General features: G+C 34.4%; 8 protein-coding genes and 3 pseudogenes. 8 read left to right on the forward strand and 3 right to left on the reverse strand.

Annotation, left to right across the window (positions count from 1 at the left end; all coding sequences use genetic code 11):
- The first annotated feature begins 3 nt into the window (after positions 1-3).
- Positions 4-1341, forward strand: coding sequence for an AAA family ATPase (locus tag OPR17_RS01180; RefSeq protein WP_320109859.1), 1338 nt, complete (start codon positions 4-6; stop codon positions 1339-1341).
- 380 nt (positions 1342-1721) lie between these two features.
- Here OPR17_RS01180 and tnpC read toward each other — a convergent pair.
- A pseudogene (tnpC, locus tag OPR17_RS01185) lies at positions 1722-3052 on the reverse strand (IS66 family transposase).
- Positions 3053-4102: 1050 nt separating this feature from the next.
- Here tnpC and OPR17_RS01190 point away from each other — a divergent pair.
- The gene (locus tag OPR17_RS01190; protein ID WP_265021818.1) at positions 4103-5521 is read left to right on the forward strand and encodes an AAA family ATPase; all 1419 of its coding nucleotides are present in this window, start codon (positions 4103-4105) and stop codon (positions 5519-5521) included.
- Between the two features lie 650 nt (positions 5522-6171).
- On the opposite strand, the gene OPR17_RS01195 is transcribed toward OPR17_RS01190, so the two are convergent.
- Both OPR17_RS01195 and OPR17_RS01200 read right to left on the reverse strand, forming a co-directional pair.
- Entirely contained in the window at positions 6172-7287 is a 1116-nt protein-coding gene (locus OPR17_RS01195) for a hypothetical protein (protein WP_265021819.1), read from the reverse strand.
- Positions 7253-8485, reverse strand: coding sequence for a hypothetical protein (locus OPR17_RS01200; protein WP_265021820.1), 1233 nt, complete (start codon positions 8483-8485; stop codon positions 7253-7255). Before OPR17_RS01200 ends, OPR17_RS01195 begins: the two co-directional genes overlap by 35 nt.
- 217 nt (positions 8486-8702) lie before the next feature.
- Here OPR17_RS01200 and OPR17_RS01205 point away from each other — a divergent pair.
- The 6 genes and pseudogenes from OPR17_RS01205 to OPR17_RS01230 all read left to right on the forward strand — a co-directional run bounded on the left by OPR17_RS01205 (position 8703) and on the right by OPR17_RS01230 (position 14496).
- Positions 8703-9197: pseudogene (locus OPR17_RS01205) on the forward strand (crossover junction endodeoxyribonuclease RuvC).
- A gap of 78 nt (positions 9198-9275) precedes the next feature.
- The gene (locus OPR17_RS01210) at positions 9276-10487 is read left to right on the forward strand and encodes a DNA modification methylase (protein WP_265021821.1); all 1212 of its coding nucleotides are present in this window, start codon (positions 9276-9278) and stop codon (positions 10485-10487) included.
- Between the two features lie 7 nt (positions 10488-10494).
- Positions 10495-10974: a hypothetical protein gene (locus OPR17_RS01215; protein WP_015588412.1), complete on the forward strand. Its 480-nt coding sequence runs from the start codon at positions 10495-10497 to the stop codon at positions 10972-10974.
- A 3-nt stretch (positions 10975-10977) separates the two neighbouring features.
- Positions 10978-12453 (forward strand): ankyrin repeat domain-containing protein, encoded by a 1476-nt coding sequence (locus OPR17_RS01220; protein WP_265021822.1) that lies wholly within the window; start codon positions 10978-10980, stop codon positions 12451-12453.
- Positions 12450-14279 (forward strand): annotated as a pseudogene (locus tag OPR17_RS01225) (phage terminase large subunit family protein). Before OPR17_RS01220 ends, OPR17_RS01225 begins: the two are co-directional and overlap by 4 nt.
- Complete coding sequence (locus OPR17_RS01230) at positions 14272-14496, forward strand: gpW family protein (protein ID WP_265021823.1); 225 nt, start codon at positions 14272-14274, stop codon at positions 14494-14496. The pseudogene OPR17_RS01225 and the gene OPR17_RS01230 overlap by 8 nt, the downstream one beginning before the upstream one ends.
- Positions 14497-14508 lie beyond the last annotated feature (12 nt).

Consider the following 14508-nt stretch of genomic DNA (forward strand, 5'->3'; position numbering starts at 1 on the left):
ATTTTGGAAATACCTAAAGATAAACCAAAGGGTTGGGACGCTGCTGATTGTGTGAAAGAAGGTGTAAATGTTGAAGAGTTCATCCTTAGTACAAAAAAGGCTCCTTCAAAAAAATCGTTGAGAATAGATACCAGAGCTTGGGCTAATATTGCTCCAGAAAGAGAATGGATTGTTAAAGATTGGCTTCCTATTGGAAGTGTTACGGCTCTCTACGGTGATGGTGGTATGGGAAAGTCTCTACTTGCTCAACAACTAATGACAGCAGCGAGCACAGGTAAATCTTGGTTGGGAATGGAAATTGAGCAGATGAAGACATATGGTGTATTTTGTGAAGATGATACAGAAGAGCTATGGCGAAGACAGTGTGCTATAAATAGATTATATCAGTTAGATATGGAATCCTGTGACTTTCATGATAATATTGGCTTTTTATCGAGAGTGTGGAAAGATAATCTACTCATGGTATTTGATAACAAAGATATAGGTAAATTAACTCATTGCTTTGAAGAATTACTTGAAGATATTAAATTGTTTCAACCAAAGCTAGTAGTTTTAGATACAGCAGCAGACTTATTTGGTGGCAATGAAAACAATCGCTCTCATGTGAGACAATTTATTCAAAGTTGTTGTGGAAAAATAGTAAAAGTAATAAAAGGAGCTGTATTATTATGTGCTCATCCTTCTGATTCAGGAATAATACGTAAAACAGGTACAGGTGGTTCAACTGCGTGGAATAATACAGTAAGATCTCGTTGGTACTTGTCAAAGCCAGATAAAGCTGATGCTTCTGGTAATGAACGAGTACTTTGCCGTAAGAAGTCAAATTATTCTGCATCTAACGAAGAAAAGATTTCATTTTATTGGCATAACGGTGCGTTTGTACAATCTGATGATACATTAAATTCAGAAAGAATAGTAAGGTCTAGCTATAATACTAAATTGGATTTAGAACGTCTAAGAAGATGTGATATAATTTTAGAGTTAATTGCTAATGAAGCATATAAAGGCGAAACTTACACCGCGGCACACTTTGCTAGGTATTTTGAGGGAAAGCTAGGCCTTGGAAGTGAACGTAGCATCCGTGAAAGGATTAGCCATCTTGCAGCTCTTGGCCACATAAAGTTCTTTAAGGAAGCTCTTGGATATAAAGTATCAAGCACTAAATCAAAGTACGGCTATTTATGTGTTAAAGACATGGAGTTAAAAATTTCTGAAAATCAACATGTGCTGGTAAAGCCAGATTATTATCTTTCACCAAATAACGGAGTAACCTTACCAGTTGAAAATCCAGACGTTTGGGTGATACATAATTCTACAAAACAAGATGGCAAAATAGTATAGTAAGTTGGCAAGATGGCAAGTTGGCAAACTGAAGAATCTGCCATTCTACCAACTTAAGATTGATAAAAATATAAGAAAATCAATAGTTTAAAGAAATAGTAAGATGGCAAGTTGGCAAAAAGTTGCCAACTAGATAGCATGGGTAAAGTCCTCTTCTATAGCGGGTTTAGGGAAGTTGGCAAGATGGCAAAAATCTATATATATAAATATATACTATGCTATAGTACATAGTATATATCAGTTAAGAGAAGAACTTAACGTTTTTTGATGTTCTTTCATAATTTTGCTTTTTCTATGGAGTTGCAACCTATAATAAAAATATAAAGTAAAGGCAGTGAAAAACAAATGATCCATAATAGGTATCCGTTCAGAGGTGTGGCTTAAGAAACAACAGCCAGCAGGTTTTGAAAAGGGTTTAGCTCCTTTTGTCTCCAAGTCAGATACAACGAAATTATTCGTTCAAGGAATCTATTCCCTCGCTCTGACTGTGCAAAATATGAATTCTTACGATAAACAACATAATGCCGTATTTGTCGCTCAACATGATTATTCGTTAATGCCTGGGTCATCCAAAAATGTCCACATCATTGGCTCGGATTTTATAATACCCTTTACTGTTCGTGAAGCTCCTTTTGCTTCAAGTATATAAGATATTTTTATCATGCAGTACTGTATGTATCTTCGTAACTCTTTGGCTTAACTTTGAAATACTAATTTCATTTTCTGATAAAGCGTTTCTTAATACAAACAATCCATTAGCTGCATCTTTTAAACAATGGCCAAGTCTCATTACTTCACTATTCCAACTATGAGATAACCTCTCGAAATTTCTCAATAAGTGAGCCCAACAAATTTGTCGTTTTTCATCACTGAAGTGGTTGTAAACTGCATATCTGTCGGTAATTACCAGGTTTTTGTAATCACAAAATGTACTATTCTTTAAAAATTTCATTCCTTTTGTATCTGCTAACTTCATAAGACTTGCTTTATTGTTGGCAAACACCATCCCAATTTGCCTTTGTTGTAGTGACTGGTTTCATCAATATGCAAAATTTCGCCTGCTTTTACCTCTTCCTCTATTTGTTCATAGGCTTCTTTACATTTTGACGAAACCCTTGCTTCACTATTGGATATACTACCAACACTTATACTCATGTTAAAGATGTCTTTCATAATATTTGTTATTTCTCTCTTTGAGTTCTTGTAAAACCCACTCAATGCCGCAATTACTGACTTAACTCTAGGACCAAAGGTATCAGATGTAACTCCTTCTGGTAGTTTGCTGCTTTTTCTTTTTCCACACTTACAACAGCGACCGTGCTCTAGTTGATATTCAACAACATAAGGCTTAATCTCTGGCAGATCAACTTTTTGATAAATATAGGGCTTTCCTGATATTGCAATTTCTCCACCACACTTGCATTTATTTTGTAACTCCACTTTTACTACCTCATCTGCTTCCATTTTAGATCGATAATTTCCTTTATGTCCGATCTGACCACCTATCTTTCTATTACTTTCTGACTTATCTTTTAATGTATCTTTTTTTTATTTTATATAGCTCTTTAGAAGTTGGTATTGATGAATTCCTTGAATTTAGACCAAGTCTTTCTCTCAGCTCAGCATTCTCTATTTTTAAGATCTTATTTTTCTCTTCAAGCTTTACTACTTTCTGCTCTAAGTTTTTACATAACTCTACAATACTGATCAACAATTGGAGCATCTAGCCTTACCTTACTATCAACATTTTATGTTATTATTACTTTAGTATATTATGTCAATTATTTTTTATCCTTACCACACCTCTGAACGGATACCATAATAGCGTTTTAAAAAGATTCTATGACTTCAGGGTACAATTATACCACCAAGACCTAAGTTACTCATGTAGGGTAGCTTAAAACTCGATTACGAGGCATCTTAATACCCCAAACTTTTATTTATTAGAAAAAACCCTACAACTAGTTTATCATGCTTTTTGTTGATTGCAAAGAAAATTTTTTGAACCTAAAGAACAAATGGTTAGTAGACTTTTTGAAACATTATTTTTGCAATAGCTTTACTTCTACCATAAGTTTAACAGAGGCTCTAACCCTCATCTTTTTTTTAACAAACGCATAACGCTGGTCTACTGAGTTTAATAGCTGAACTAAGAATTCAGATCTCCGGATTTTCCGGAATACTCAATAACTTTCAAGTGAGCTGGGTCTAGTTGCTTTAATAAGGCTTTTATGCAAGCGCGATGAAGACTTGAGGTAGAAAAGATTGAAGAAAGCAAAATAAACAGCTTTATATTCTTAATTTTTTTAGATGAGGCAAAAGCTGCATTTTAAAGCTATCTGTAACTTTAGGGTAAACTTACTAGCCACACTAAAGAACGCTTATAATGTCCTCTAAAACGCAAATAAAAGGCATCTTTAGTAAACTTACTAGTAAGTTTAACACATTTTTTACACTTTGCAAAGAAAATTTTTCAAAAAAGATTGAACAACTTATGGTGAGTATAAGGGGTTATGGAGACTATTATGGGAATATAACAACTTTTATCGCAAACCTCTGAGCAATTAATTGCAAAACTCTCAGTAATGAAATTAGCAAATTGTAGAGGTAGCTCAAGGAAAAAAGTTTGAAGTTGCTGCCATAAACATAAGCTACAAAACCCTCTCAATAGTTCAAGATGGAGACAAAGATCTAAATTTATTTATTTACGTCTCCAATTTTATCTCGTATAACGGAGACAAAGATTTATATTTCGTATTTTATGTCTCCATTATTTATTGGTAGGCAAACTGAGTTAAAGCAACTACTGGAGCTTACAAAAAAAAATACTGCGTCTTTTGTAGTAGTAAAAGGAAGGCGTCGTATAGGAAAAAGTCGTTTAATTCAAGAGTTTGGTAAGCATTTCGAGCAGTATTACTCATTTATAGGTTTGCCACCAGAAAAGCATACTACAACATCCCACCAACTTAATGAATTTTCTAGACAAGTTGCTAGACAATTTAATACATCTTTTGCTAGATATGACGACTGGAGTGACTTACTATGGGCAGTTGGTGAACGTCTACTATCAGGGAAAATATTATTGCTATTTGATGAAATTTCTTGGATGGGCTCAAAAGATCCAACTTTTTTAGGCAAAATAAAGAATTTTTGGGATATACAGCTAAAAAATAATAACAAGCTAATTTTTGTCGTTTGTGGATCTGCATCATCTTGGATCGAGAAAAATATACTTAGTAGTACTGGTTTTGTAGGAAGAATATCGTTGACTTTAACACTCGGGGAGTTATCACTTTCTGATTGCAATGAATTTTGGCCAAAAAACATTTCAGCATACGAAAAGTTTAAGGTGCTTGCAGTAACCGGTGGAATTCCAAAATATTTAGAAGAGGTAAATTTTAGACACAGTGCTGAAAGAAATATTAAAACGCTTTGTTTTACAAAAGGTGGATTTTTAGTTGAGGAGTTTGACCAAATATTTTCAGATCTATTCATGCGAAAAACAGCTTTTTATAAGCAAATAGTGAGAGCTCTTTCTACTGGAGCTAAAGAACAGGAAGAAATTTGTACTGCTTTAAACATTGCAAGACATGGACGCATTTCTGAGTATCTACATGAGCTGGAGCTTGCCGGTTTTATTGCAAAGGATCACACTTGGAATATAAAAACGGGTACTGATTCACGACTCAGGAAGTACAGACTTCAAGATAATTATTTAAGGTTTTATCTAAAATATATCGAAAAAGATCTAGGAAAAATTAGTCGTGACACCTATTCTATAGGGTTCTTACCAGAGTGGTATACAATTATTGGGCTTCAATTTGAAAATTTGGTGCTGAACAATAGAAAGAGTATACATAATATCTTAGGAATTGATGGAATAATAAGCGAGAATCCATTTTTTCAGAAGAGAACGCGTAATAGTGCAGGTTGTCAAATTGATTATATGATTCAAACGAAGTTTAACACTCTCTACATTTGCGAAATCAAATTTTCAAAAGATAAAATTGGTCATTCAATAATACAAGAGGTACAAAAGAAAATAGATGCACTAAATCGTCCAAAAGGCTTTTCATGTCGTCCAGTCCTTATCCACGTCAATGATGTAAGTGATGATGTTATAGATAGTGATTACTTTTCAAACATAATTGATTTTGGAGAATTATTAAATTGTAAGTGATGTTTTTTCTGACTTTAAAAAATAATAGTTTCTATAGTTATTCTTAAGTTTATAGAGTTTGCTAACATTAGTATCTTTAGCTTTACAAGAAGGGAATGGAGCCAAAATAATCTCTCTACTACAATACCATTCTTTAAAACGTCTTTAGAGGGCTATTATAGCGTTATTGATGATTTAGATAGGTTTTGTATGTTTTTACCAAAAACTCATGTAATCTCTTTTCAGCTCAAGTAAAAAGTTGTTTCCAAAATGGAAAGGACTCAAATAGCGAAGATTTCTGTTGTAAAAGACATAATGCTCTTTTTAATTTCTTAGCTGTCTTAAAATTATTTTAACTTTTTTTTTCAGAAACTCCCGGAAAAAGTGGTCGGTATATATTAGTATAGGGGCATTGAATGTAGATGTGCTTCAAACACAAAAGTCGGCAAACGAACAGAGTAGAAAAGATTGAAGAAAGCAAAAGAAATTTAGGCTTTTACGTAATTGAGAATTTGTATTTTTTTTAGATAAGGCAAAAACTGTATTTTAAAGCTAGATGTGACTTTAGGGTAAAATACCAACCAAAGAACGCTTCTTTAAAACTTGATCACAAGCCTTGTCACAAATTTTACTTTTTCCATTGTAACATCTTTTACTTCTCTTCAACACAGTTAACGAACTACTTTTATCAGCACAGTGAAAGGGTTAATACGGTAACCATAATCTTTACGCGATGATCCAGGCCAACCAACTGTTTGAATCACATCATTACGTTCGATGTTTAATCCTAACTTTTTAGCTAAGGTGGTTTTTATTGTTCTTTGGATTGTATTTAGTGGTTTTCTGATGTGATGTTCTGGGTCTGCTTCTGGATCAAGATTTAGGCGTTTTTCTATTTCAGTTATGCTAAGCAACATGTGTTTTTCAGGAGGTAATTCTTTTTTACAATCATTCAAAAATTGTTCAAATAATACGCGCAAAACTTTCATACATGCTACAGCTTTCTTATTTAGAATCTCTATATTGTTTACGTAAAGTGAGCCCTCTATCAATTGCAACTTTAATAATTCCTTCTCTTTAGGAGGTTCAATTAGATTAAGTGCAGTATGTAAGATTTGCATTGAAGTATTTGGTATGAACTCTAGTACTCCTCTTTGTGCTGCTTCTTGGAATACTTCAATTAAAGTCTTATGCTGAAAGAAAAGGTCAACCATTTTTACTGTGGGCAAATCAAGAGGTATGTTTGATGGATTTTTTCTCAGTATTATTAATACAGTTGGATTAGCTTTAAGCTTATCTATCGTTAAGAATGTTGGATTGGTGCAAAAATCAAGTATGATTAAACTTACAATCTTACCTTGTCCACCAACATGATAAACTCCGCTTTCCACTTTTTGCCACATAAAATTTGTATCACTTAGCTGACCTTCAAACCAATTCATAAATTTCTCTGGGTTTAAATATGCAGATAAGCGGTGAAATCTTTGCTTCTTGTAGGTATTAGGTAAAATATCACGGTTGCAGTTTTCACAAATTATATTATCGCATGCTTCGTTAAAGTCCTCATCAATGAAAATCTCATTGTTACAGTATGGATCAACTATATTTGGCCAATCTAATTTATCTTGTCTACGAGAGCAGATAATGTAAGACCTCTCTTGCATCTTAATTAATTCAAGATCCGACAAATACCTTGCTGCTTCGATGTAATTTTGATTTGGATTAACCCAAGAGCTGCCAGAATTAAGAAGATCAGAGATTTGCTCTTGGCAAGATTGTAAGACCATAAAATTGTTTTATGTATGCTTTAAAATCCTCTCTTTCCCTTTTATTCAGAGGATGTTCAGAGTAGTAAATTGCTATGTACTCATCACTTCGCTTGAAAAATAAGCCTATCTTTTTGCCTTGAAATATTACTTTAATCGACTCTATAAATGGCACTATGTCTCCTACAAATGGCTTTAAAACATGCAATTCCGGTGCAATAGGATCATATGGAGCAACAGTCAAAGTGATATTAGTATAGCTGTAATTGAAACGATTTGACTGAAACTTTAACTCAAAAACACGAATATTTGAATCAGATTCATTAATACAAGTTTCTATAAATTTATGCACCTGTTCCGCGAAGTTTTTATCCTGCACATCTACAAAAATACATTCGCAACCAAAGTAACAACTTGCAATGCTATTTGCTATTTCTATAGCTTGATCAATATTTCTAGCACCAAGATCTACCTGAGTGCCATTTAGTAGAAAATCCAAAATCATCCACTCTGCCTTATGGCCATGAATAACTTTGTTTGAATTTAACAACAAATCTATATCGCTAGCTTTGCGTATTAACACATATAAACGATTCTGATGATAGAAGAAACCTTGTAGTTGATTCTCGAAACTGTCATTTCTCTTAATGTTATCTTCTTTCAGTATTTGTTGTATGATTTCCTCTGAGATAAAGTCTTTAAATGGAGTACTTGGTCGTCTTGGTATTTTTTGTAAGGCAAAAGACATGAAACTCTTTCTTTGTATTTTTTCAAAGTGATAGACAGACTTTAAAAGATTGTAATCTGCATGAAACAGTAGAAACAGCAAAGACTTCTTGTCATATTTATTATTATTTTTCACAAGGTAGGATTTCATGAGTTCCGTAGTTAATGCAGATCTTGCAATTTCACTGACAGTAACTTCTAGTTTTGCACGGTCAAAACAGGTAATCAAGTAGTAAGTAACGAGAGAATCGGAATAATTAGCAATCACTTTACGTTTGTATTGTACAGATGTATTATCGTAACTTTCATCATCAAAGAGTTGAGCATTTAATTTATCTTTAAAGGAGTTTTGAAAAATAATATTTAATTGCTTACCAGAAAGTGAATCTATCCAAGACTGACGTATTTTTGTATTGTGAAAACGGTCAAGGAAATGGTTAACAGGGACTTCTAAATCATCTTCCCAAAATTTACGATTTGGATAAATGTTCATAAGAAACTAACCACACCATAATAACATAATAGACTATTTAAATAGTTAAGATAGAAATCTGAAAGTCTTGACCAATAATTATGCAAGGGCTGTTTACTGATTTTTAACCAAGTTTTTTCTAAAAAGTTTGCTTAAGAAGAAGATTTTTTGGACAAAAATTTTCCAAATCCTGAATATATATTATATAGCACTCTAGCGAAACAAATTCTGAATATAAATGTCAATCCTAACACTGGACCTCGGCAAGCAAATGGGCTGGGCAATTCTAACAGATGGAGTAATTGAAAGTGGAAGCAAAAGCTTTCATGGTAGCCGTTTTAGCGGAGGTGGCATGTGCTTCTTGAATTTTCGTAATTGGCTTAATTCTTTGAAACATGAGTTCACTGCAGTGTATTTTGAAGAAGTGAGAAGACATCTAGGAACTGATGCAGCGCATTGCTATGGCGGTTTTCTCGCAGTTCTGTCTGCTTGGTGTGAAGAGAACAATATTCCCTACTAAGGTGTTAATGTTAAAACTATAAAACGCTTTATAACAGGCAAAGGCAATGCAAGTAAGAGTGAAGTTATTGAAGCGATACGTGAAAAAAGTTTTTTACCTAGAGATGATAATGAGGCCGATGCTTTGGCATTAATGTTCTATATTAGTAAAGATATTAATAAGACAAAAAAACCCATAAAAAGTGGGTCCTTTCAGCCAGAATGGCGGGTTTAGTGGGTTGGACCTCAGGCCTTCTCTAGCGTCAGATATATTTTGAATATTAACTTTTTAATTATTAAGGATTTAAATTATATGAATTTAGCAATCCACTACTATCCTGTTGAAAACCTAGTTGAATATGAGCGTAATCCACGTAAAAATGACGATGTGGTCAACAGAATGTGTGCTTCTATTCGAGAATTTGGCTTTCGTATTCCAATAGTTGCAAAAAGCGATGGCACTGTGGTTGATGGTCATTTAAGACTTAAAGCAGCAAGAAAACTTGGTATGGAGAGTATTCCAGTGGTCTTAAGTGATAATTTAAATGAACCACAAACTAAAGCTTTTCGGTTACTGGCAAATCAATCAGCTAATTGGGCAAAGTGGGACGATGATCTTTTGAGAGTGGAAATTCAAGAGTTAGAAGATTTACAGTTTGATCTTAAAATGACTGGATTTGAGCTAGAAAAAGTTCAAAACTTTCTTGATGATTTAGATGGTGAAGAAGAAGATCTTTCTGACTTAGTTGTTGATGACAAAAAAGTAGAAGTAACAAAACCAGGGGATTTATGGATTTTAGGTGATCATAGAATCTATTGTGGTGATAGCTCTGTAGTTGAATTATATAAAGCGTTGTTAGATGATAAAATGGCAGACATTACTGTTTGTGATCCTCCATATAACGTTGATTATGGTAATAGCCAAGATAAAAAGATATTAAATGATAATCAAGGTGAAAAGTACGAACTTTTTCTCTACGACATCTGTTCCCATATTTTAGCATATACGAAAGGTGCAATTTACATCTGCGTATCATCATCAGAGTTTTCAACGTTGCAAAAAGTATTTGAGGAGGCAGGAGGAAAATGTTCAACATTTATCATTTGGGCAAAGAGTCACTTTACGCTAGGAAGGTCTGATTATCAAAGACAATACGAAGCAATGCTCTACGGTTGGAAAAATGGCAATAAACGTGAGTGGCATGGAGGTAGAAATCAAAGTGATCTGTGGTTTTATGATAAGCCAACACACAATACACTACACCCAACAATGAAGCCAGTAGAGCTAATGGAGAGAGCAATAGTAAACAGCAGTAGACCAGGAGACATAGTTCTTGATCCATTTAGCGGCTCTGGAAGTACGCTGATTGCATGTGAGAGAACAGGAAGAATTTGTAGGACAATAGAGCTAGATTCAAAATTTGTAGATGTAACGATAAAACGTTGGCAAGTGTACACAGGCAGGGAAGCAATTCTTTCTGGTACTGGTAAAACCTTTTCAGAGATTCAAGAAGAAAAACAGTAAGAAAAAAGTGGAAAAGATAACGCAAACAGAATGGGCAAGAGAGATAGGAGTTTCAAAGCAATATGTCTGTTATTTAGTAAAAAAAGGAATAGTTGAGTTGGAGGATGGTTTGATCAATAGAGAACAGGCAAATGAAGCAGTGGCAGCAATAAGAGATCCAAGTCAGCCACTGAGGAGGAAAAATCCAGAAAACGAAAATACAAGTAACCTTTCTACAATGTTGCTAAAAACGCGAATAAAAAATGAGATGGAACGTGGCAAATTGCTTGAGGCAAAAGCTAAGGCTGAAATAGGAGAACTTGTAGCAGTAGAAGAAGTAAAAAGTGAGGCATTTAACGTAGCAAGAGTTGTACGTAATAATTTGCTTAATATTCCAAATAGAGTTTCAGCACTGCTTGCATCACTGAGTGACACTGAAAAGATTCATATGGCGCTAACCGAAGAGATTACAAACTCATTACAAGAATTATCTAATATTAAGTTTTAAATAATGTCTGCTAACTTAAGTTTAGAATTAATAAAGTGTCTCATTAATCAGCAAGGAGTGGATGTAAATGTTAGAGGATTAAATGGGAAAACCCCACTACATTATGCAGTAGAAATTAACGAGCTTAGTATGGTTGCGCTTTTACTAAATAGGAAAAATATTAATCCACTGATCACTGATGATGATGGTAAAAGTGCGCTCTCTTGTGCAAGAGAAGAGATATTACAAGCACTAATCAATCACAAATATGGATTGGAGAAAGATAGCTTACTTCATTTAGCTACGATGTTGAATGAAGCAAATGCTGTAAGGTTTTTACTCGACAAAGGGGTTAATGTTAATGAGCAGAATGCTTTACTACATACACCATTACATTTAGCATCAGGAGCTGGGCATGAAAAAATAGTAGAAATTTTAATTAAAGAAGGAAATGCGGACAAAGATGTTCTTGATGCAAGAAATCATGCAGCAATGCATTATGCAGTAAACAACAAGAGAATAGGAGTAGTAAAAAAACTAGTAGACCTTGATGCAAATGTAAATAGGACCGGTAGTGGAGAAAATGCAACAAAGTTATCACCTCTTCACAATGCTGTAAGCGTTAGCAATTATGATGAACGAGATTTGTGTTTGGATATTGTAAGGTGTTTAACAAATGCTCCAAACTCCAAGGTCAATTTACAAGACTATGAAAATAAAACACCATTACATTATGCTGAAAGACTTAAAACAATAGAGGTTTTACTAACCCGAGAAGATATAGATCCTTTGATTAGAGATGATAAAGGCAAAACACCATTTTGTTATGCAAGAGAAAGGAATAAACAAGATATAGTGGAAATTTTAGTGAGTAGTAAATATGGAGAAGATAAAAACAGTTTACTTCATTTAGCTGCAAAAAAAGGATATGAGGAGTTCCTAGAAGAGATTTTAGAAGAGGGAGTTGAAGTAGATATTTTAAACAATAAAGGAGAATCAGCGATATATCTTGCAGCAATAAATAGACATTTTAATATAGTAAAATTACTGCTAAAGAAAAGAGCAGATGCTACAGATGTTTTTCAGTACGCAATAACAACAAATAACGTAAAACTGATAAAGTTATTAAGCAAAGAAAAAGATATAGTTTTATTTGGAAAAAATGACAACTTTCCAACGTTTCATTTATTGAGCAATAAATATTTTGAAGAAAGGAAAATAGCAGACAAAAAAATAAAGAAATGCATCAATATCATCTGTGTTTCTATAACAGTATGTGCAATAGCGATAGTAGGAATTTACCCTAACATTATAGCTGCGGTAATGGTGGGAATAGTTGCGCTCATAGCTGCAATAATAATGAGTAATTTAATTCAGAAGTATATAGAAGAAGCGCTTGAAAAGAAAATGTTTATTGAACTCGAAAGTGGGAAAACAAGTAGTCCTAATTTAAGTGATGTGGAAATATCATCTAATGATGGTGAAGAGCTAGCAATATGATATACGCCACATCTTTTTCTGAAGGTTTAAAACCGGATCCGCAGCTTAAAGTGTCAGAGTGGGCAAATGAGTATCGAGTTTTAGCTCCAACTGCAGCATCAGAGCCAGGTAAATGGAGAACAGAGAGAACTCCTTATTTAAAAGAAATCATGGATTCACTATCTCCATCTTCACCAGCAGAGAAAATAGTATTCATGAAAGGAGCACAGATTGGGGGAACAGAAGCTGGTAACAATTGGATAGGCTATATTATAGATCAGACTCCTGGTCCAATGTTAGTTGTGCAGCCAACAGTTGAAATGGGAAAGCGTTGGTCAAAAGGAAGATTTGCACCGTTAATAGAGAGTACACCATGTTTAAAAAGTAAAGTAAAAGACCCAAGATCAAGAGATTCAGGGAATACTGTACAAAGTAAGGAATTTCCAGGTGGAATAGTAGTAATAACCGGAGCAAATAGCAGTGTAGCACTGAGATCTATGCCAGTAAAATATCTCTTTCTTGATGAGATTGATGCCTATCCAGGAGATTCGTGAGGTGAAGGAGATCCAGTTTTACTCAGCATAGCCCGTACTAATACATTTGCACGGAGAAAGATTTTTTTAGTATCGACACCAACGATTCATGGAATAAGCAGAATTGAGAAAGAATTTGAAGCAACAGATAAGAGATATTTTTTTGTACCATGTCCATATTGTAATTACTATCAAGTTCTGAAATGGTCACAAATTAAATGGGAAGATAATGACTCAAGAACAGCACATTATGTCTGCACTGAATGTAGCGGCAAAATAGAAAATCATCAAAAGACAGAGATGCTTGAACGTGGAGAATGGAGGCCTACTAATAGAGTAAAAGGTGAGAAAAAAGGATTTCATCTTTCAAGTCTTTATAGTCCAGTTGGGTGGTATAGTTGGACTCAAGCAGTAGAGGATTTTCTCCATGCAAAAGAAAGTGAACAATTACTGAAAGTTTGGATAAATACTACGCTTGGAGAAACCTGGGTAGATAAAGGAGAAGTACCAGACTGGAAGCAATTATTTAACAGAAGAGAATTTTTTCAGATTGGCACAGTACCAAGGGGCGAAGTAGTTCTCACAGCAGGAGTTGATGTTCAAAAAGACCGTTTAGAAGTAGAAGTTGTAGCATGGGGAAGAAGCCGTGAAAGTTGGTCAATAGACTACCAAGTATTTGAAGGAGATACAGGAGGTGGAGAAGTATGGGGAAAACTCTCTGAGCTCTTAAATCATCATTTTATCGGTGAAAATGGGCTTGAATATATGATAAGCATGATGGCGGTTGATGCAGGGTATGCAACACAAGAAGTATACAACTGGGTGAGAGGTCATCAAGGATCTGGAAGAGTAATGGCAGTGAAAGGTGTAAATAAAGCACTAGTACCACTTAGCAGCCCAAGTAGAGTAGATATAACAGTTGGTGGTCAAAAGCTAAAAAGAGGAATAAAGCTTTGGCCAGTGGGAGTATCGATATTAAAGTCAGAGCTTTTTCAATTACTTAATGTTTTAAAAGAAGAAGAGGGAAAAGCTCTACCTGGATACTGTCATTTTCCGGAGTATGCACCTGAATATTTTAAGCAGCTAACGGCAGAGCAATTAGTCAGCAAGGTAGTAAAGGGATATACCAAACAAGAGTGGCAAAAGGTAAGAGAAAGAAATGAAGTACTAGATTGCCGAATTTATGCCAGAGCTGCATCTATTGCGCTTGGAATTGATCGTTGGCCAGAGAGTAAATGGAATAGTCTGAGTGGAAAAATGGAAAGTAAAAAGCCTAAAAAAGTAAGACAGAGTAAGTGGTTGAAAAATGTATAACGAAGAGTATTTGTTTCAAGTTGAACAAGCAATAAAGAAGCTGCAAAACGGAGAGCGAGTAGTATCAATTGCATATGGTGACCATGTAGTGAGATATGCTGAAGTTCAGATAAATGACTTGCTGAATCTACGGCAACGTATTAAGGCTGAATTGAAAATTGCAGGTATAAAGCAAAAGAGAAAGATTGTTTTTTCAACGAGTAAGGGGATCATATAATGATAAAAATCG

Source organism: Wolbachia endosymbiont (group A) of Icerya purchasi, assembly GCF_947251635.1.
GTDB classification, from domain to species: domain Bacteria; phylum Pseudomonadota; class Alphaproteobacteria; order Rickettsiales; family Anaplasmataceae; genus Wolbachia; species Wolbachia pipientis.

Coding starts and splice junctions, on each gene's coding strand:
- OPR17_RS01195 (WP_265021819.1), bottom strand. CDS start 7,287: ATGGTCTTACAATCTTGCCAAGAGCAAATCTCTGATCTTCTTAATTCT.
- OPR17_RS01190 (WP_265021818.1), top strand. CDS start 4,103: ATGTCTCCATTATTTATTGGTAGGCAAACTGAGTTAAAGCAACTACTG.
- OPR17_RS01200 (WP_265021820.1), bottom strand. CDS start 8,485: ATGAACATTTATCCAAATCGTAAATTTTGGGAAGATGATTTAGAAGTC.
- OPR17_RS01220 (WP_265021822.1), top strand. CDS start 10,978: ATGTCTGCTAACTTAAGTTTAGAATTAATAAAGTGTCTCATTAATCAG.
- OPR17_RS01210 (WP_265021821.1), top strand. CDS start 9,276: ATGAATTTAGCAATCCACTACTATCCTGTTGAAAACCTAGTTGAATAT.
- OPR17_RS01230 (WP_265021823.1), top strand. CDS start 14,272: ATGTATAACGAAGAGTATTTGTTTCAAGTTGAACAAGCAATAAAGAAG.